This window comes from Paenarthrobacter sp. RAF54_2 (assembly GCF_052113945.1).
Classification (GTDB): Bacteria; Actinomycetota; Actinomycetes; order Actinomycetales; family Micrococcaceae; genus Arthrobacter.
Window position 1 is genome coordinate 1 of the sequence record NZ_JBFRDV010000020.1, and the last position, 19,425, is coordinate 19,425.

The 19,425-nt window shown below is 62.1% G+C and carries 15 protein-coding genes; 10 read left to right on the top strand and 5 right to left on the bottom strand.

Annotation, left to right across the window (positions count from 1 at the left end; genetic code table 11):
• Positions 1-173: 173 nt before the first annotated feature.
• The 3 genes from AB4Y87_RS19000 to AB4Y87_RS19010 form a co-directional block, all read right to left on the bottom strand.
• Positions 174-1,088: a matrixin family metalloprotease gene (locus AB4Y87_RS19000; protein ID WP_442005840.1), complete on the bottom strand. Its 915-nt coding sequence runs from the start codon at positions 1,086-1,088 to the stop codon at positions 174-176.
• A gap of 115 nt (positions 1,089-1,203) precedes the next feature.
• Positions 1,204-2,016 carry a matrixin family metalloprotease gene (locus tag AB4Y87_RS19005; protein WP_442005909.1) on the bottom strand — a complete coding sequence of 271 codons (813 nt, stop codon included), beginning with the start codon at positions 2,014-2,016 and terminating at the stop codon, positions 1,204-1,206.
• 144 nt (positions 2,017-2,160) lie between these two features.
• A complete protein-coding gene (locus AB4Y87_RS19010; RefSeq protein ID WP_442005841.1) occupies positions 2,161-3,324 on the bottom strand; it encodes a VIT1/CCC1 transporter family protein in 1,164 nt (387 codons plus the stop codon).
• Positions 3,325-3,568: 244 nt separating this feature from the next.
• Between AB4Y87_RS19010 and AB4Y87_RS19015 the strand changes: the two genes are divergently transcribed.
• Positions 3,569-3,763: a hypothetical protein gene (locus AB4Y87_RS19015; RefSeq protein ID WP_442005842.1), complete on the top strand. Its 195-nt coding sequence runs from the start codon at positions 3,569-3,571 to the stop codon at positions 3,761-3,763.
• 110 nt (positions 3,764-3,873) lie between these two features.
• Here the strand turns inward: AB4Y87_RS19015 and AB4Y87_RS19020 are convergent, their stop codons facing one another.
• Positions 3,874-5,415, bottom strand: a complete 1,542-nt coding sequence (locus AB4Y87_RS19020; protein ID WP_442005843.1) for a sodium:solute symporter — start codon at positions 5,413-5,415, stop codon at positions 3,874-3,876.
• A 267-nt stretch (positions 5,416-5,682) separates the two neighbouring features.
• Between AB4Y87_RS19020 and AB4Y87_RS19025 the strand changes: the two genes are divergently transcribed.
• A complete protein-coding gene (locus AB4Y87_RS19025; protein ID WP_431118647.1) occupies positions 5,683-6,258 on the top strand; it encodes a helix-turn-helix domain-containing protein in 576 nt (191 codons plus the stop codon).
• A gap of 6 nt (positions 6,259-6,264) precedes the next feature.
• On the opposite strand, the gene AB4Y87_RS19030 is transcribed toward AB4Y87_RS19025, so the two are convergent.
• Entirely contained in the window at positions 6,265-8,238 is a 1,974-nt protein-coding gene (locus AB4Y87_RS19030; RefSeq protein WP_442005844.1) for an amino acid transporter, read from the bottom strand.
• Between the two features lie 231 nt (positions 8,239-8,469).
• Between AB4Y87_RS19030 and speB the strand changes: the two genes are divergently transcribed.
• From speB to AB4Y87_RS19070, 8 genes are all read left to right on the top strand, one after another.
• Positions 8,470-9,540, top strand: coding sequence for an agmatinase (gene speB / locus AB4Y87_RS19035; protein WP_442005845.1), 1,071 nt, complete (start codon positions 8,470-8,472; stop codon positions 9,538-9,540).
• Positions 9,537-11,240 carry a thiamine pyrophosphate-binding protein gene (locus tag AB4Y87_RS19040; RefSeq protein ID WP_442005846.1) on the top strand — a complete coding sequence of 568 codons (1,704 nt, stop codon included), beginning with the start codon at positions 9,537-9,539 and terminating at the stop codon, positions 11,238-11,240. Before speB ends, AB4Y87_RS19040 begins: the two co-directional genes overlap by 4 nt.
• A gap of 134 nt (positions 11,241-11,374) precedes the next feature.
• Complete coding sequence (locus tag AB4Y87_RS19045; protein ID WP_442005847.1) at positions 11,375-11,857, top strand: MarR family winged helix-turn-helix transcriptional regulator; 483 nt, start codon at positions 11,375-11,377, stop codon at positions 11,855-11,857.
• A gap of 9 nt (positions 11,858-11,866) precedes the next feature.
• Complete coding sequence (locus tag AB4Y87_RS19050; RefSeq protein WP_442005848.1) at positions 11,867-13,939, top strand: MFS transporter; 2,073 nt, start codon at positions 11,867-11,869, stop codon at positions 13,937-13,939.
• A gap of 353 nt (positions 13,940-14,292) precedes the next feature.
• Positions 14,293-16,026, top strand: coding sequence for an ABC transporter ATP-binding protein (locus tag AB4Y87_RS19055; protein ID WP_442005849.1), 1,734 nt, complete (start codon positions 14,293-14,295; stop codon positions 16,024-16,026).
• A complete protein-coding gene (locus AB4Y87_RS19060; protein WP_442005850.1) occupies positions 16,023-18,110 on the top strand; it encodes an ABC transporter ATP-binding protein in 2,088 nt (695 codons plus the stop codon). Before AB4Y87_RS19055 ends, AB4Y87_RS19060 begins: the two co-directional genes overlap by 4 nt.
• Before the next feature lie 74 nt (positions 18,111-18,184).
• Entirely contained in the window at positions 18,185-18,601 is a 417-nt protein-coding gene (locus AB4Y87_RS19065) for an acyl-CoA thioesterase (RefSeq protein WP_442005910.1), read from the top strand.
• Positions 18,602-18,610: 9 nt separating this feature from the next.
• Positions 18,611-19,378: a copper homeostasis protein CutC gene (locus tag AB4Y87_RS19070; protein WP_442005851.1), complete on the top strand. Its 768-nt coding sequence runs from the start codon at positions 18,611-18,613 to the stop codon at positions 19,376-19,378.
• The last annotated feature ends 47 nt before the right edge of the window (positions 19,379-19,425 follow it).

The window sequence follows — 19,425 nt, forward strand, 5'->3', positions numbered from 1 at the left end:
GCCCTTCGGAGTCAAGATCGCGTTAGCATGGGACATTGAAGACCTCCTTGTGAAGCGGACTCTTAGACCTCTTAGACAAGCCCCACTCCACTCGGAKGTCTTCTTTTTGTCACCTAACCACGCCGAGTGTCCCTAACGTCCATGGTCAATACAGCTAGAAGTTGCTGGAAGGGCTAGAAATCCTTACTGCAGGGGCCGGAGCCGAGTTGGGCAAGGCCCGTCTTGTCCCCGGCGGCGTACTCGCGAACCCACGAGGCTTGGTCGTACATCAGTTGGCGCGGGTCATCCACATGGTCCAAACCAAGAACGTGTCCGAGTTCGTGCATGATCACAGCTGTGCCCACTTCCTTGCCTTGGGGCGAGTCCATGATCCCGGCGAACTGGGGTGCATCCAACGATACCGAGCCAGTCACGTAAGCCTTATAGCCGTTGCTCAGGCCGATGGAAGAGCTTCCGCCCAAGCCGACCGTTTGCCCGGTCAGCCGAGGCACCTGCTCCGGTGTAGTCCAGGCAATGAGCACAGGCGCCCACCGGTCACCGTATGTTGTGGGCTGGTAGCCGGCCCTGTTGGTGGTGGGCAATTCGGACGTCGGACCGTCATAAATGAACTGCAGCCCGGAGGCGAGGCTGGCCTGCCGGACGGCGTCCTCCACCATGGAATACCAACTCGTTGGGGCCAGATCCGAGTTGACCACGTAGTGGATCGGTCTGCAAGGGGAGTATGCCAGGGGAGTTCCGTCTGCTTTGACGGCCAGGAATTTGTAGGAAGTGCTGGTTCGCTGCAATGGCGCCGGCGTCCCCAGTGGCGCGTCGGCTTCTTCAAAGCCGGGCAGTGGATCCTGACGCTGGCCAAAGGGAACCAGCCCGGGGTGCGGCGCCTGGCTCTGCGTCGTGGAATCGGACCAGAACCTTTGAAGTTCGCCGCTGAAGTAGGCGCCCGCGCAGACCAAACCGAGGATGCCGAACAGGAACAGGATGGCCGCGATGCTGCTGTGTTTGATGGGCGGCCTGGGCGGCGGCGTGGCATGCTGCTGATAAGGCGGCGGGGGATAGGGGTCTGGCCTCTCTGGCGACCCATAAGGTTCCATCGAACCCCCTCACGGGACGGCCCAATCGGACGGTGAGCGCCGCCGTCGGCCGCTTCCGTCAGGATAGAACCGATGGCGCGGTGAGTCCATGGCGGTGAGGCCAAGCTTCGGAGCTTCAGATGTCCTTGCGGCAAGGAGCCGAGGCCAGGAGGTGGAGGCCGTTCAGGTCGCCGGCGGCCAATCCGTCAGGGGCGCCGATCTCCGGGTACATCAGCTGAATGGGATCATCAACATGATCCAAACCCATGACGTGCCCCAGTTCGTGCTGCATGACGGCCAGCACGTAGTCCGAACCACCCTCCTCGGCAAGGAGCTCCGTCACTTGCGGGGTGTCGAGCTCCAGGCTGCCCGTGATGTAGCTCTTGGCACCATTATTCAGTGAGTACATGGTGCTGCCGCCCGTACCGATGACGCTGTCAGCCAGCGCTGGAGCCGTCTCAGGTGTGGTCCATGAAATCAGCAAGGGCGCCCACCGGTCGCCGTACTTGGACGGTTGGTACGGTTCGCGTTTCGCTGTGGGGAGTTCGTCGGTGCTGCCATCGTTGACGAACTGGATTCCGGACGCCGCGGAAATATTGGCGATTGCGGTGGCAAGTAGTGCATCCGTACCCTGAGGCGCAGTGGCGTCGTTTACTACGTAGTGCAAGGGTCGGCACGGCGAGTACCCAACCGGGGTGCCGTCGTCGTTGGTTGCCAGGAACTTGTATGAATCGCTGGCGTTGGCCGGCGGCGGGGGCGACGCCAGCGGGGCGTCCGCCTCCTCGATTCCTGGCGGCGGCGCGTCCAGGGCACGGGCCGGGGTCTGCTGAATCGGCTCGCTCTTGGGCGAATTGGGCAGGGCCACGCCCGGAAACAGCCCGACGATTCGCGGATCGCCGTGGAGCAAACCGCTGACAAGGACAGCCACGACGGCGGCGACACCGGCCATGAGGACGCCACGAAGAATTCGGAGGGTTGTGCCCGCACGGCGGTGTTTTGGCGCGCGCAACGGCGGCTGCTCCGAATCCACGGTTCTCCATTCCCTACGCCCCGGTCACGCGGGGCCGCGCGGAGGACGAACCAACATTACCGCCTAGACGATCATCGTTCCGAACGCGAGGCCAAGCGCGTATGTGGCGCCCGCAGCACCCAGGCCGATCGCCAACTGCCGGAAGCCGCGGCTCAGCGGTGAGGTCCCGGACAACAGTCCGACGACGGCGCCAGTCGCCAGCAGCGCGATCCCCACCAGCACCGCGGCTACTGTCAGCGCAGCCACACCCGTCATGCCGAAAATGAACGGAAGGATGGGCACGATGGCACCAGAGGCGAAGAAGCAGAAGCTGGACATCGCAGCGCCCCAGGCAGACCCCACGGTTTCGTGGTCGTCAGCGGGTCGCTCCTTCTCCGGTTGCAAGGAAAGGCTGGGATCGCAGTCGCAACTGAAAAGTCCCATGCGTTCGGCGGCGCGGTGCTCGGCGGCCTCGCGGGTCATGCCCCTGGCCAGGTAAACCAACACGAGCTCGTTGTGCTCGATGTCCAGAGAAGGGGCAGCAGTGAGGGTAGCCTGCGTGGGCAGCGTGGCGTTGAGCAACTCCCGTTGCGAGCGGACCGAAACGTACTCACCGGCGCCCATGGACAGCGCGCCGGCCAGCAATCCGGCCACACCGCTCATGAGGACCACCGGGCTGGGAACGCCGGTTGCGGCCATGCCCATGACCAGCGAAAGGTTGCTGACCAGGCCGTCATTGGCACCAAAAACAGCGGCACGGAAGGTACCGGAGAGCCTGTTACGTCCGCGCGTAGCAAGGCCGCGGACAACTTCTTCGTGGATTTGTTCGTCGGCAACCATGGCAGGGGTCGCGGCGGGTTCGGCACCGTAAGGGGAGCGGCCTTCCGCGCGCTGCGCCAACGCGAGCACGAAGACGGAGCCGAAGTGCCGTGCCAGGAAGCCAAGTAGCTGGCTACGGGTGGAGGCACCCTTGGGCATTCCGGCGTGTTCTCCGAGGAGCTTGAGCCAGTGTGCCTCGTGCCTTCCTTCTGCCTCGGCCAAGGCGAGCAGGATCTGGCGTTCCTCGCCGTCACGACGCTGGGCGAGCTCCCGATAGACGGCGGCTTCGGCACGCTCATCGGCCAGGTATTGACGCCAGCGCCTGATGTCCGCAGGCGTGGGCGGGACGGGTTGGGGCGGTGTTCCGGATCCGGGGGCGGGGTCCGGAGCGGGGCTCGACGAACCGTGGGATTCCTGGTGCTTTTGCACTTTCTCTCCTGTGCTGGGTGGGGTAGTTGCGGCCCCATTGCAACGCCCACTGTACCGCTTATTGGCGCCGATTTTTGGCCGGTATTCCTTAGCGGGAATGTTCGGCGTGCCTTAATTTTGGGCGCGATCCACGCATGCCTTGACCCTCTTCAAGCACAGTGCTCAGATGGAAGGACAGGGGCGGGGGCCCTCCCCGTACTCGGTCAGCAGGCTGGTTGCCAGCCCACCAGACGGAGGTTGCAGCATGGACACCACCGAACCGCACGCCAACCACCCGGAACGGGAGACCATCGAGTCAGACCCCGCGTACGACTACAGCGAAGACCAGGAAGTCGACGAACCCTGGGTGGAGGAAATCGACGTCCCGGATGACGACGAGCGCGTTGTCCCCCTGGATGAAACCGAAGAATTCCGTGGGGAAGAAGATGAAGAATTCTGAGCGTCCTCGACGCGGGCCCCGTAACTCGGGAGCCTAAGGTAAAGCGCGACGGCGACGCCGCCCCGAAAAGGGGCGGCGCCGCCGTCGAACATTACTTGGGGCTGGGCCGTTCAGCTGGCGTTGTGGCTGCTGACGGGGTGGGCTTCCAGGGGCAATTCGTCAGAGACCGCACCGGCCACGCGCTTGTCCCAAGCCGCCCGAACTTCCGGTTCGGTGGGCGGCGTGAGGAGGGAAATCACGACGTACGCCACGAACGAGGCAGCCAGGCCGTAGTAGATGGGTTCGTTGGCGTAGACGCCGTCGACGCTCGGGATGAGTCCAGTGGCGAAAAGAATCAGCAAGGCCAGAGTCAAAATGGAGCCCACTGCCATGGACCAGGCAGCAGCGATACCGGTTCCGCGCTTCCAGACGAGGCCGCCCAGAATCGCGACCAGGAGGCCGCCCACCAGGATGTCGTAGGCAATGGTGAGGGCAACCACCACGTCCTGCGCGGCCATGGAGATCAGCACCGCAACGATGCCCAGGCCAAGAACCCAGTAACGGTTGGCCTTGACGTCGTGCTCAGGGTTTTCGGTGTCGTCGGTGTTGATGGTCTTGCCGAACCAGCTGGCCACGAACGGAACAACGTCTGCGCGAGCCACGGTGGCGGCGGCAATCAGGGCACCTGAAGCGGTGGACATCATGGCTGCAACAGCTGCGGCCATGACAAGGCCGCCGATGCCGATGGGCAGGATGTTCGTTGCCACTTCGGCATACACCACGTCCTTGCCAAGGCTTGCCACATCGATGTTGGGGAGTGCTACCCGGGCAGCCAGGCCGATCAAGGCGCCAGCCACACCGTAGAGGATGCAGTAAACGCCGGCCGTCGCTCCGCCCCAGCGTGCAACCTTGGGAGTTTTGGCGGTGAAGACGCGCTGCCAGATATCCTGGCCGATCAGGAGTCCGAGTGTGTAGACGACGAAGTACGTGATGATCGTCTGGACACCGATTCCGTCAATCTGGAAGAAGCTCGCATCGACGCGTTCACGGATGCCGTCGAGTCCTCCGGCTGCGTTCATGACGAAGGGGAGCATCAGGAAGAAGATGCCCACCGTCTTGATGATGAACTGGACCTGGTCGGCCAGGGTGATGGACCACATGCCACCGATGGTCGAGTAAACAAGCACAATTGCACCGCCGACGGCGATCGCCATCCAGCGCGGCCAATCGAAGAGGACGACAAAGATGGTGGCGTAGGCGCCGGTGGACGTGGCGCAGAGCATGAGGGTGTAGGCCAGCATCACGATGCCGGATGTCTGCGTGGCCTTGCTGCCGTAGCGAAGGCTCAACATTTGGGAGACCGTGTAGATCTTCAGGCGCTGGATGGTGCCGGCGAAGAGCAGGCTCAGGAGGAGGACGCCGGCGCCGATTGCGACGACGAGCCACATCCCCGAAATGCCGAACTTGTAACCCAAGCCGACGCCGCCGACGGTGGATGCGCCACCGAGGACAACTGCGGCCATGGTTCCGGTGTAAAGGAAGGGGCCCAGACGGCGGCCGGCCACGAGGAAGTCGCTGTTGTTCTTGGTGCGGGACTTGCCCCACCAACCGAATGCAAGCATGGCAAGCAGGTACACCACCACAATGGCGATGTTTATGAACGATGAGTCCATGAGTGGCTCCTTGGAGCTGGTGCACGGAGGTTGGGGTTTTCGACGATACTCCTGGGAATCGCCGAAGTCTCCGTGCTGATGATGGGAGATTGGGTTCGTGTTGTGTGCCTCACAGACAACACTTGTTGCCTATGAGGATATGTTGTGATCGGAGTAACAGTCAAGGGGCTTTGGTCATCGTTGGGCTGTTTGTGGCTCTCACTGCCCGGGATCCCGCTACTATTGCTGCAATGACAGGGCCCAATGACAGGCCTGAAAGGTTCGTGAATGAAGGCTCTCCCCGTTGAACCAAGCAACGTTCCCGTTGCCATTGGTTCCAGAATCCGCGCAGCCCGTCAGGCGCAGCGCCTCACCATCGAACAAGTGGCGGACGCCACGGGGCTGACCAAGGGCTTCCTCAGCCGTGTCGAGAGGGACCTGACATCGCCGTCGGTCGCTTCCCTCGTAACCCTTTGCCAGGTCTTGTCAGTTTCGGTGGGAGACTTGTTTGCCGCTCCGGAAACGCACCTCACCAGGCGCGACGACGGTCCCCGGATTTCCCTGGGTGGCCAGGGCATTGTGGAGCGCTTGTTAACTGCCCGCTCGGAGCGGCGCCTGCAGATCCTTCAGGCCACTATCGAACCGCGGGGCCGTGGAGAGAACGAGCTCTACGCCGTGGACTGCGACGTAGACGTCCTCCACGTGGTCAAGGGACGCATCAAACTCATCCTGACCAACGAGGAGTATGACCTCGAAGAAGGCGACACGCTCTCCTTCCCGGGCAGGGAACCCCATACCTGGGTCAATCCCACGGACGAAACCGTCGAGGTGCTCTGGATTTTGGTCCCCGCAGCGAGCCGCTAGGCGAAGTTAGCCCACGTGGACCCAAGGGCGGCGAGTGATGTCCGGCTCAGCTTCCCGCAGTACCTCGCGGGTCACCGGCGCGATCTCGCCCTCGCCGAAGAACAGGAACTTGCTGAGGTTGGAGATCGGGTTGCCCTCGGTCCAGCGGAAGTAGATGTGCGGCATGAAACCGGTGACGTCGCGGATGTGAAGCAAGACGGCGGCAAGGGTGTTGGGCACGTTGTTGCTGTGGACTTCCAGGATCTTGAACCCGTGTCGTTTTTTGCCCACTACTTGGAGCTCCTGCTCGAAGTCTGAGCTGTCGTCCACGATGATCTCGATGAACACCGCATCGCAATCCAACGGCAGGTGGTTGGCCTGTTGCGCGTGCTGGAGCTTCTCGCGGTACCGCCCGGCGCTGAGGTGCTTTGGTTCATGGGCGATGATCCGGACCGGTCCGTCGACGTTGTTCGCAGTGAATTCGAGTGCAGTCTGGTCCATCTTGATATGGGTGGCCCGGAGCTCGAAGGCACGCCGGATCCGGGATATGAAGCTCACCACCATGATGCCCAGAATGAACAGTGCGGCGATCTTCAGGCCGTCCGGACGCTCGATCGAGTTGACCACCGTGGTGTAGATGAAGATCAAGGAAACCACGCCGAAGCCGATGACCTGTGCCCGCTGCTTCTTTCGCCGGGCGGACAGTGTCACGGCGATGGAGGCGGAGGTGATCAAGACGAGTACACCCGTGGCATAGGCGCCACCCTGTGCGTTGACGTCGGCTTGGAAAATAATCGTCACGATGAAGGCGATGACTGTGAAGACCAGGACGAGTGGACGCAGTGCGCGTACCCATGCTGGAGCCATGCCGTAACGCGGCAGGTACCTGGGGACCAGGTTCAGTAGGCCCGCCATCGCCGAGGCTCCGGCAAACCACAGGATAGCGATGGTGCTGACGTCGTAGACCGTGCCGAATCCGTCGCCCAGGAACTTGTGGGCGAGGAAAGCCAGGGCACGCCCATCAGCCTTGCCGCCGGGTTCGAATTCTGCGGCTGGGATCAGCATGACGGTGGTGAAGCTGGACGTGATGAGGAACGAGCTCATGATGATGGCGGCCGTCGCCAGGAGCTTGTGTGCGCCCTTGATCCGGCCGGCCGGGTTGGCCTCAGTGTCGGATGCATGGCCCTTGATCTGTGGCATGACTGCGACGCCGGTCTCGAACCCGGAGAGGCCCAGGGCCAATCGTGGGAATACCAGCAGCGCAAGGGCAATCATCAGTATGGGATCGCCGTGGGATGTGTTCAGCGCCGTCCACCAGTCTGAGATGACCCGGGACTCCGTGAAGACATGGCTGATGGAAACTATGACGACCACAAGATTCAGTGCCAGAAACGCGGCGACCAGGACGACGGCCACGTTGATGGCTTCCTTGAATCCGCGCAGGAAGACGATGCCCAGTCCTGCAATCAGGGCCAGGGTGATGACAACCTGCTGGCCTTCCAGGAAGTGCGGAGCAAAGGGGTTCTCAATGAGGTGCGCAGTCGCGTCGGCGGCGGAGAGGGTGATGGTGATCATGAAGTCCGTGGCCGCAAAACCGAGGAGCGCCAGGACGGACAACTTGCCGCCCCATCGAGGAAGCAGGCGCTCCAGCATGGAAATGGAACCCTCGCCCCGAGGACTTTCCCTGGCAACGCGACGGTATACAGGCAGTGCGCCAGCCAAGGTGACGAAGACCAGGAGCAGCGTGGCCAACGGCGACAGCAAGCCGGCAGCCAGGGCAGCGATTGCAGGCTGGTAGCCCAGAGTCGAGAAGTAGTCCAGGCCCGTCAGGCACATGACCTTCCACCAAGCTTGCGGTTTGTGGGCTTCCGCTGGCTGTCCGTGCGGACCCTGCCGCTTGCCCGAGGTATCCGGCATTCCTTCCAGCAGCCACGATTTAAGGTGGAATGCCTTTTTGAGTCGGTCTGCAGGATCGGCCGGCGGCCTGGTCAGGGTGGTCACGTTGTCCTTTCGGGCAGCAGTGTGCTGCTTAGGCAAGGAGCGTATGGCCGCCGTCAGCGGCTCAACCCCGGTTTTTATGGAATCTTTACGCCTCATGTGACCGGCATCTCACATGAGCTCACCGATAGAAGCAACTTGTAAACAGGTGATGCTTATTAGGAAACTTTGAGTGTATGATGGGTGTCACAGTTACTGATTCATCTCGACCTATCCACTAAGGAGTGGCGCATTTTGGAAGAGCTCCGTATTGAGGCCAACGGGAACCTTGGTCCCATCGATTCGTCCCGCATTCCGCGCTACGCCGGTGCGGCCACCTACGCGCGCCTGCCCCGCCTGGACCAGGTATCCAAGGCTGACGTCACGGTTGTTGGCGTGCCCTTTGACTCCGGTGTTTCCTACCGGCCCGGCGCCCGCTTTGGCGCGAACCATGTGCGTGAGGCCAGCCGTCTGCTGCGCCCGTACAACCCTGCCTGGGATGTCAGCCCGTTCGAGAACATCCAGGTGGCAGATGCTGGCGACATGGCGGTGAACCCGTTCAACATCAACGAGGCTATCGAGACCATCCAGCAGAATGCGCTGGACCTCACCGCCAACGGCAGCAAACTCGTCACCCTCGGTGGCGACCACACCATCGCCCTTCCGCTCCTGAGGGCAGCAGCGGAGCGTGCCGGTGAGCCCGTGGCCATGCTCCACTTCGACGCACACCTGGACACCTGGGACACCTACTTCGGCGCTGAATACACGCACGGTACGCCGTTCCGCCGCGCTGTGGAAGAAGGCATCCTGGACACGGAGGCCATCAGTCACGTGGGCACCCGCGGTCCTCTGTACGGCAAGAAAGACCTCGACGACGACCACCGCTTTGGCTTCGGAATCGTCACCTCTGCTGACGTCTACTACCAGGGCGTCCTGGAGACGGTGGCCAAGATCCGCGACCGCATCGGAAGCCGTCCGCTGTACATCTCGGTGGACATCGACGTCCTGGATCCGGCACACGCGCCCGGCACCGGTACCCCCGAAGCCGGCGGCATCACCAGCCGTGAACTGCTCGAGATCATCCGTGGTTTCCGGGGCATGAATCTCGTTGGTGCCGACATCGTGGAAGTTGCCCCGGCTTATGACCACGCCGAAATCACTGGCGTTGCCGGCAGCCACGTTGCTTATGAACTGGTAACCCTCATGGCAGACACCGCGGTTGCAGGTGATCGTCACGGCGCTCCGAACGGCTACGCCCAGCAGGCCCTGGGGGCACGCATCGCGGACCTCGCCCAGGCAACCGGCACGGCTGGAGAGACGCGATGATCGATTTCGATCCGGGCACTGGCGCGCCCACCAAGGGCACTGATCAGCGCAACGGTGGGGACCTCGTCGTCGAGACCCTCGAAGCGCTTGGCGCGAAGACGGTCTTTGGCATCCCGGGCCAGCACGCTTTGGGTCTCTTTGACGCCATGGGCCGCGGCAACCTGCACTTCGTGTCTTCGCGAGTGGAGAACAATTCGGCATTCGCAGCTGATGGCTACTCCCGCGCCACCGGCGAAGTGGGCGTGCTGTTCCTGTCCACCGGTCCCGGCGCGCTGACCTCCCTTGCTGGTTTGCAGGAGGCCTACGCCACCGGTGTTCCGATGGTGGTTGTTGCCAGCCAGATTCCGCTTGAGGGCCTTGGCGCTCGCCGCAAGGGAATGCTGCATCAATTGGATGACCAGAAGGCTTCGGCTGCGAACGTCACCAAGAGCCAGCGACTGATCCAGCATGCCTCGGGCATCCCGTCGGCCATCCAGGACGCTTGGACCGAGGCGATTTCCTCACCACAGGGCCCCGTATGGATCGAGATCCCGCAGAACGTCCTGCTGGATCCGATCATGGTCCCGCCGGTGGAGGACGCGCTCGCCGAGGCAGCAGACAACCCTCCACGCGTCGAGCTGATCCGCGAGGCCGTGAAGTGGCTTTCGACGGCGGAACGTCCGGCGATCATCGCAGGCGGCGGTACGCGCCGTGGCCGGGCTGAGAAGTCGCTGCTCTCCATTGCCGAGCAGCTGCGCGCACCGGTGATCTGCACCCCGGGCGGCAACGGAGCGTTCCCGTGGAAGCATGAGTTGTCCTTGCAGTCGTGGATCGAGGACCGGTACATGAGCGACGTCCTGGAAGATGCAGACGTACTCATCGTCATCGGTTCATCCCTGGGTGAAGTGACCTCCAATTACTTCACGTTCGAACCCCGCGGCCGCATCATCCAGATCGACGCCGAACCTCGCGTCCTCGAATCCAACCGTCCAGGTTTGGGCATCCGTGCCGACGCCGGGCAGGCGCTCGCAGCCCTGGACGAAGCTCTCGCAGCAGCCGGTGCCGCTGACACGGTGACACGTTCCTGGCATGGCACCGCACCTGAGGACCTGGTGAAGGGAACCCTGGCCAAGGTGAAGGCCCGCCTGGAATCACAGGACCTGGCCAAGGAACTGAAGTTCATGGCCGACATCCGCGAGGCTGTCCCGGCTGATATGCAGACGTTCTGGGACATGACCATCTCCGCGTACTGGGGCTGGAGCTGCTGGGATGCTCGCGAGGGCCAGTTCCATTCCGCGCAGGGTGCTGGTGGCCTCGGCTACGGTTTCCCGGCAGCCATTGGCGGCGCCGTGGGATTGGAAACCACCGGCAAACCGAGTCGAGTGCTTGCCGTATCCGGTGACGGTTCCTCCATGTACTCCATCTCCGAACTTGCCACGGCGAAGCAGCACAACATCCCGGTCACCTGGCTGATCGTGGACGACGGCGGCTACGGCATCCTCCGCGAATACATGGTGGGCGCTTTCGGCAAGGCCACGGCCACCGAGCTTGCACGACCGGATTTCGTCAAGCTGGCCGAGTCCTTCGGTGTTCCGGCCCGCCGGGTGCCACCGGAGGAAGTGGGGGACGCTCTCAAGGAGTCCTTCGAAGCTGACGGCCCCAACGTCGTCGTGGTTGAGACGCTGCTGAAGATGTTCGGCCCCACCCACCTGGACCACTAGGTACCCAAGATCAAGCCCCGCACGCTATCCGTGCGGGGCTTGATGCTTTTAAGGGTCCAGTCGTTTCTTTAGTTTCCCAAAGCAATCAATATGAGTTATAGTTGCTCTAGGCAAACAAAAAAGGGGTGTTTTCCATGTCCGTCGGTTCTGCCACAGCAACCGATCTTGTGCATCAAATATTCGACCTCCAGCGCACTCTGCGCTGCGTGGTAACCGCCCACATGGCCCGCGTTCCCGACGTCGGGATGGCGGTCCAAGGCGTCATGCGCTTTATCGGCGAGGGGGAGACCCGGGCAACAGCACTGGCTGCCCGCCTGGGCGTCAGCGCGCCGGTCCTGAGCAGGCATGTGGCCGAACTGGAGGAACTTGGCTTCGTCGCCAGGCGGCCTGATCCGGCGGACGGCAGGGCCCAGCTCCTTGCCCTGACGGAGGATGGTGCGGCGAAGCTGCGCGACTTCGAAGAACAACGCAGCGTGAGGCTGCGGGATTACCTGGCGGATTGGAGCGAGGCTGACGCCCTCGAGGCCTCCCAGGTCATCAACAAACTCACCACGTCCCTCAAGGACTCAATCCGGGCAACGGCGGCCGGCTCCACTACGACGACTCACACAGCTTAGGAGCCACGCATGGCCACACCAATTCAGAATGCCGCCCTGGGGAATACCGCAGCACCCATGACCCACCGGCAAATCATGGAAGCCCTCACAGGTCTTCTCGCTGCCTTCTTCACCGCGATCCTCAGCAGCACAATCGTCGCCAATGCGCTGCCAACCATCATGTCCGAACTCAAGGGCACGCAAACTGACTTCGCCTGGGTCATCACCGCCGCTTTGCTGGCGAACGCAGCCACTACACCCATCTGGGGAAAGCTCGCTGACCTCTTCGACAAGAAGCTCCTGGTTCAGCTGAGCATCATTATTTTCGTGGCGGGCTCCGTCATGGCCGGCTTGTCCGAGACGATTCCGCTGCTGCTTACTGCGCGTGTCATTCAAGGCATCGCCATGGGTGGCCTCACCGCCCTGGCCCAGGCAATCATCGGTTCCATGATCCCGCCGCGGGATCGTGGTAAGTACTCCGGCTACATGGGTGCCGTGATGGCGGTGGGCACTGCCGGCGGCCCGCTGCTGGGTGGTTTCATTGTGGACAGCCCGCTCGGCTGGCGCTGGACCTTCTTCGTCTGCGTGCCACTGGCTGTGATTGCGCTCATTTTGCTTCAGGTGACCCTGAAGATCCAGCACATCAAGCGTCCTGCCAAGATCGACTGGCTCGGCTCCATCCTGCTGACCTCCGGCGTAAGCCTGCTCCTGATCTGGGTTTCCTTCGCCGGCAACCCGGACTACTACGACTGGTTCTCCTGGCAGTCAGCCCTCATGGTGGGCGGCGGCGTAGTGCTGCTGGCGTTGCTGGTGCTGGTGGAAACCAAGGTTGCCCAGCCGATCATTCCGCTCAAGATCATCTCCGAGCGCACCACAGCTCTTGCCATCATCGCGTCGATCGCGGTCGGTATCGCCATGTTCGGATCCTCTACGTTCCTCGGCCAGTACTTCCAGGTTGCCCGTGGAGCCACACCCACTGAGGCTGGCCTGCTGACGCTGCCAATGATCGCCGGCAACCTCATTGGTTCTGTGGCATCGGGCGTCCTGATCAGCCGCTTTGGCAAATGGAAGCGGTTCCTGATCGCAGGCTCCGTGCTCCTGATCGGCGGCCTCGCCTTCGCCGGCACCATGGACCACACCACTGAACTGTGGATCGTTGCCATCTACACCGGTGTGTTCGGCCTCGGCTTGGGCATGCTCATGCAGAACCTGGTGCTCGCCGTGCAGAACACGGTCCAGGCCAAGGACATTGGAACGGCCAGTGCCTCAGTGGCCTTCTTCCGCTCCGTTGGTGGTGCAATCGGCGTATCCGTACTTGGTGCCATCATGTCCAACCACGTGAAGGACCTGGCCGTTCAAGGGATGGCCGCCGCCGGCATTCCGGTTCAAGGTGGCGGGTCCGGTGCCAGCATGGACCTGGCCGATATGCCCGCGCCCATCGCTGAGATCATGCGCGCCGCTTACGGGGACGCCACCGCACAGATCTTCCTGATCTCCGCGATCATCAGCGTAGTGGCACTCCTGGCCGTGCTGTTCATCAAGGAACGCCCGCTGCGGCGCACTGTCGACGCGGCACCGGAGAAGGAACTCGTGGCGACGGCGTCCGGAGATGCTGCCATGTCTCTGGATACCACTTCCCTGGATACCGCTGACGCCCGCGCCGCTCAGGTTGGGAAGTCCGACGACGGCGCACGCCGCTTGGGTGCCGAGCCCGCCGTTTCAGGGGGCGGCCGTCAGGTTCCGGTGGGGGAGCACCAAGGGCAGGCCACGGACTCCGGATCCGATCTTGACCTCGAATTCGCGCGGATCCTGACCCAGGAACGTCCCCCGGCAACTGCCGACGTCAAGGAATTGCAGGAACAAGTGTCCCGCACCCAGTACGTCCTGGCCGAACAGCAATTGCAGCTGAGCCGGGCCAACGTTGAGCTGCAGGCACGTTTGCGGGAGCAGCAGACGGTCGCGGAGCAGCAGGCCCATACCGCGGAAAAGCTCGCCGCCCTCCGCAAGGAGCTCAAGCGTGAACGCAAGCAGCAGGAACGCATGGCGTTGATGCTCCTCCAAGGCATAGAAGCACGTTCGGACCACGGCAAGCACGCGGGCTAACCATCACAGATCCTGCCCTCGTTCGAAATTCCTGACGTACTACGCGGGGCGTGGCGAACGAGGGCGGGACGAACAAGTGCGGGAGCGAAAGCGCCGGCTGGGTGACCAGCCGGCGTTTTTGTTGCCTGCTGCGGTTGGTCCGGCCTGCCGCGGTTGGTCCGGCYTGCAGCGGCTGTGGTGCCTGCGCCTGCGGGAGCACATCCGACACGGGAAATACTCCGCTGGGATGATCTTTTCCCTAGGTTGTTTCGCCGAGGCAACGGATTTCGTAGAGTAGGGAGGCTAATACTGTCAGCCCCTGCTGCAACACTTCTCTTACTTCATTCACGCACTCTTTCTAAGGACCCGTGGGCATGCTTGTCACCCTTATACGGCGCTACTCCAAGCCGTATTTGCCGCAGATAGTGGCCGTCCTCATATTTCAGTTGGCGTCCACTATTGCCACGCTCTACCTCCCAAGCCTCAACGCCAAAATCATTGATGAGGGAGTCTCCCGCGGCGACACCGACTTCATTTGGCGGACCGGCGCGCTGATGCTCGCCGTCGCACTGGCTCAGGTGCTCACCGCCGTCGCGGCCGTCTACTTCGGTGCGCGGACAGCGATGGCGATCGGCCGGGACCTCCGGCGCAGCGTCTACCGCCAAGTGAGCAGTTTTTCCGCCCAGGACGTGAACCGCTTTGGTGCTCCTACGCTGATCACCCGCGGCACCAACGATGTCCAGCAGGTCCAGATGCTGGTGCTGATGGGCCTGAACTTCATGGTCTCCACACCCATCATGTGCGTGGGTGGCATCATCATGGCCCTCCGCGAGGACCTTAGCCTGTCCTGGTTGGTCTGGGTTTCCGTGCCCCTCCTGGTGGCAGTCGTGGGCTACCTCGTGGTTCGGCTGATGCCGCTGTTCCGTTCAATGCAGACCAAGATCGATGCCATCAACGGTGTGCTCCGCGAGCAAATCATTGGTATCCGGGTTGTGCGTGCCTTTGTGCGCGAACCCTATGAAGCCAAGCGTTTCGGTGACGCCAACCAGGACCTCACCGCCGTCTCCGTGAAGATCGGCAATCTCTTTGTCCTTATGTTCCCGGCCATCGGCATGATCCTGCACTTGTCCACTGCGGCGGTGCTGTGGTTCGGCGGTCAACGTGTGGACTCCGGTGACATGCAGGTGGGCTCGCTTACGGCTTTCCTGCAGTACCTTCTGCAGATCCTGATGGCAGTGATGATGGGAACCTTCATGGCCATGATGATTCCCCGTGCTTCCGTCTGTGCAGACCGCATCGGCGAGGTGCTGGACGTGGAGCCTTCAATCCACAACCCCACGTCCCCTGTGGTTCCGGCCGAAAAGAAGGGACGCGTGGAGTTCCGCGACGTCACCTTCAAGTACCCCGGAGCCGAGGCGCCGGTGCTGAGCAACATTTCCTTCACCGCTGAGCCGGGAAAGACCCTGGCGATCATTGGTTCCACCGGCGCAGGCAAGACCACCCTGGTCTCCCTGCTCCCGCGGCTTTACGATGTCGCCTCAGGTGATGTCCTGCTCGACGGCGTCCCAGTCACCGAAATGGACGCGTCGGAGATCACCAGCCGCGTCTCGGCCGTGCCGCAGAAGCCGTATCTTTTCTCCGGGACTATCGAGCACAACCTGCGCTTTGGCAAGCCCGAGGCCACCGACGAGGAACTCTGGGAGGCGCTGGAGACCGCGCAGGCCAAGGGCTTCGTTGAGGAAAAGTCATCCGGCCTGAACCGGCGGATTGCCCAAGGCGGCACCAATGTGTCCGGCGGCCAGCGCCAGCGCCTTTCCATTGCAAGGGCCCTGGTCACCAAGCCGAATGTCTATCTGTTTGACGATTCTTTCTCAGCCTTGGACGTTGCCACCGATGCCAGGCTCCGGAAAGCTCTGAAGGCCAAGACACGTGACGCGACGGTCATCATCGTCGCCCAGCGCGTTTCGACCATTGCCGATGCGGACGAGATCCTGGTTCTGGATAACGGCCGGATCGTGGATCGCGGAACGCACGATGAACTGCTGGAAACTTCGCCCACGTACCAGGAAATCGTTGAATCCCAGCTGAGTGTAGAGGAAGTCGCATGAGCGAGCAGAACCAGCAGAAGAAGCGTGGCTGGGCTGCCAAGGCAGAGGCCGCGAAGAATGCCCGGGCTTCAGACGAGGCAGACAAGGCAGACGTGGCAACCGAGGCACTTGATGACGACGACTTCGTAGAGGAGGAGTACGTCCCTTCGGAAGCCGATGGCGGTATGTTCGGCGATGTTCCCGCCAAGAAGGCCAAGGAGTTCTGGCCATCGGCCAAGCGACTCATGGGCTTGTTAAAGCCTGAGAGTGTGGGCGTCTACATCGTGATCGGCCTTGTGGTTGTCTCGGTGGTCCTGAATGTGATTGCGCCCAAGATTCTGGGCAGTGCCATGGACGTGATCTTCGGCGGCGTCATGGGCAAGCAGCTCCCGCCCGGCGTCTCCCAGGAACAATTCGTCGAGCTCATGCGCCAGCAAGGCCAAGAGAACTTTGCGGACATGGTCTCCAAGATGGAACTCACCAACGGGATCAATTTCCCCAAACTGACGTTCCTCATTTCGATCGTGCTCTTGATGTACTTTGTGGCCAACATCTTCCTGTGGGCGCAGGGTTGGCTCCTCAACAGGATCGTCATGCGAGTCATCAAGAAGCTCCGCAATGACGTCCAGGAAAAGCTCAACAGGCTCCCGCTGAACTACTTCGACACCCGCCAGCGCGGCGACATCCTCTCCCGCGTGACGAACGACGTCGACAACGTCCAGCAGGGACTGCAGCAGGCGTTCGCACAGTTGGTCAGCTCGGTGCTTACGGTGCTGGGCATCACGGTGATGATGTTCATCGTGTCCTGGGAACTGGCACTGATCGCACTGATCGCGCTGCCACTCTCCGGTGTCATGGCCGGCGTCATTGGTGCCAGGAGCCAGAAGCTCTTCGCTGCACAGTGGAAGAACACCGGCTCGCTCAATGGCCAGATCGAGGAATCATTCTCCGGGCATGACCTGGTCAAGGTGTTTGGCCGTGATGCTGACATGCTGGTGCGCTTCGATGAACGCAATGAGGCCCTGTACAAGGCCTCGTTCGGCGCCCAGTTTGTTTCCGGCGTAATTTTCCCGGCCATGAACTTCGTGTCCTACCTGTCCTACGTCGGCATTGCAGTGGTGGGCGGCTTGCGGGTTGCCTCAGGCTCGATGAGCCTTGGCGACGCCACAGCATTCATCCAGTACTCGCGGGAATTCACCCAGCCGCTCGGCCAGATCGCCGGCATGGCCAACATGCTGCAGTCCGGTGTTGCCTCGGCCGAGCGCGTTTTCGAATTCCTCGACGCCGACGAAGAAGTTGAAGAGACCGGTACGCGCCACCTGCCAGCCAAGACCGATGGCCACGTGGAGTTCGAGCACGTCTCCTTCAGTTATGTGGAGGACAAGCCCCTCATCGAGGACCTGTCCTTCAGCGCGGAGCCTGGCCACACCGTGGCGATCGTCGGACCCACCGGGGCCGGAAAGACCACCCTGGTGAACCTGGTAATGCGCTTCTACGAGCTCAATGCCGGACGCATCACCTTGGACGGCGTGGACATCAAGGACCTCAGCCGCTCCGAGCTGCGGTCCAAGGTGGGCATGGTGCTGCAGGATGCCTGGCTCTTCGGCGGGACCATCTACGACAACATCAGGTACGGCAACCTGGACGCCACCGAGGAACAAATCATGGAAGCGGCCAAGGCCACTTACGTGGACCGCTTCGTCCGGGCCCTCCCGGACGGGTACCAGACGATCATCGATGAAGAAGGCAATAACGTCAGCGCCGGTGAGAAGCAGCTCATTACCATCGCACGTGCGTTCGTCTCCGATCCTTCGCTGTTGATCCTTGATGAAGCTACGAGCTCGGTGGATACCCGTACTGAGCTGCTGCTGCAGAAGGCCATGGCCGCGCTCCGCACGGACCGGACGAGTTTCGTCATCGCCCACCGTTTGTCCACTATCCGCGACGCCGATACGATCCTGGTGATGGAGAACGGGCAGATCGTGGAGCAGGGCAACCACAGCCAGCTGCTGGTGCTCCAGGGCGCCTACTACCGCCTCTACATGTCCCAGTTTGCCGGTGAGGAAGAGACCGCCGTGGATGATTCGACGGCGGTGCACAGCTGAGCGCGGATTCCCTGAGTACCGGGGTGCAAGCCCAGGATTCCGTGGCACCCCAGCGCATTGAGGTACTCGTACCTATGCGCTGGGGTGACATGGATGCGTACGGGCATATCAACAATGTGCAAATCGTACGGATGCTCGAAGAAGCCCGAATCGCGGCTTTCGGGCCACCCCGGGGTGCGGGCCTTCCGGGCGTCGAACCGCCGGCGGCTCTCTTCAATGATGTTGAAGAGGGCACCATGACGTTGGTTGTGGAGCACAAAGTCCGGTACGTGCGGACGTTGGAATACCGCAACATCCCGGCAGTGGTGGAGATTTGGGTTGGCGTCATCAAGGGGGCCAGCTTTGATCTTCACTACGTCATCAAGGACCCCGTCACAAGGGAAGACTGCGTCAAGGCCGTTACACACCTGGCCTTCGTGGCGGAAGCCACCGGGAGGGTCCTCAGGCTCACTGCGGACCAGAAGGAAAAGCTGGAGCGTTACCGCGCGTAGAGTTTCACCATGAAACTTGAAATCGCCGTGGTGAGCGCGGCGGGTGCCGGTACGGCCGCATCCGAAGGTGCCGACCGGATTGAGCTCTGCAGCAGCCTGGAACTTGGTGGCATCACACCGAGCCAAGGACTCATGGAAGCCAGCCTTGAACACGTTGCCGGACGCCTTGAGATCCATCCGCTCGTGAGATGCCGTCCCGGCGATTTCCACTACTCCGCCTCGGATGTGGACACCATGGTGCACGAGGTACGTCACCTGCTGGCTCAGGGCGCCCACGGGATAGTAGTGGGCGCCCTGACCGCAGAGGGCGACATCGATGTTCACGCGGTCCAACGCCTGGTGGACTCTGCCCGGCAGGCCAACCCTGAAGCGCAGTTGACCTTCCATCGAGCGATCGACCATTCACGGGACCCGTTGGCCACCCTTGATCAACTGCTGGAACTCGGCTTCACCCGGGTACTCACGTCTGGCCACGAGGCCACGGCAAGTGCAGGCCTTGCCAACCTTTCCGAGATGGTGGAGCGGGCCGGGGGAGCCCTGGAAATCATGGCCGGAGGCGGACTGAAGCTTGGTGACATTCCGGCGATGCACGCGGCCGGCCTCTCGGCCGTTCATATGTCCGCCAAGAGAACTGTCTCTACGCTGGGTCAACGAACCATATCCCTTGGCGCACACGACGCTGCCGACCCCACTGCCTATACCGTCACAGACCGCGAAACGGTCCGCATGGCGAGGGCGGAGATCAACGCGCTGGAACTCGGTGCTCCTCCCGAATAGTTTCCACTCCGGCATAGTTTCCACTACCGAACAGCTTTCACTGCCGG

Bases quoted from the DNA above. Each gene is read 5' to 3' on its own strand.
- AB4Y87_RS19055 (WP_442005849.1), top strand. From the start codon at position 14,293: ATGCTTGTCACCCTTATACGGCGCTACTCCAAGCCGTATTTGCCGCAG.
- AB4Y87_RS19040 (WP_442005846.1), top strand. From the start codon at position 9,537: ATGATCGATTTCGATCCGGGCACTGGCGCGCCCACCAAGGGCACTGAT.
- AB4Y87_RS19050 (WP_442005848.1), top strand. From the start codon at position 11,867: ATGGCCACACCAATTCAGAATGCCGCCCTGGGGAATACCGCAGCACCC.
- AB4Y87_RS19005 (WP_442005909.1), bottom strand. From the start codon at position 2,016: ATGGCCGGTGTCGCCGCCGTCGTGGCTGTCCTTGTCAGCGGTTTGCTC.
- AB4Y87_RS19015 (WP_442005842.1), top strand. From the start codon at position 3,569: ATGGACACCACCGAACCGCACGCCAACCACCCGGAACGGGAGACCATC.
- AB4Y87_RS19000 (WP_442005840.1), bottom strand. From the start codon at position 1,088: ATGGAACCTTATGGGTCGCCAGAGAGGCCAGACCCCTATCCCCCGCCG.
- AB4Y87_RS19070 (WP_442005851.1), top strand. From the start codon at position 18,611: ATGAAACTTGAAATCGCCGTGGTGAGCGCGGCGGGTGCCGGTACGGCC.
- AB4Y87_RS19020 (WP_442005843.1), bottom strand. From the start codon at position 5,415: ATGGACTCATCGTTCATAAACATCGCCATTGTGGTGGTGTACCTGCTT.
- AB4Y87_RS19060 (WP_442005850.1), top strand. From the start codon at position 16,023: ATGAGCGAGCAGAACCAGCAGAAGAAGCGTGGCTGGGCTGCCAAGGCA.
- AB4Y87_RS19045 (WP_442005847.1), top strand. From the start codon at position 11,375: ATGTCCGTCGGTTCTGCCACAGCAACCGATCTTGTGCATCAAATATTC.
- AB4Y87_RS19065 (WP_442005910.1), top strand. From the start codon at position 18,185: ATGCGCTGGGGTGACATGGATGCGTACGGGCATATCAACAATGTGCAA.
- AB4Y87_RS19025 (WP_431118647.1), top strand. From the start codon at position 5,683: ATGAAGGCTCTCCCCGTTGAACCAAGCAACGTTCCCGTTGCCATTGGT.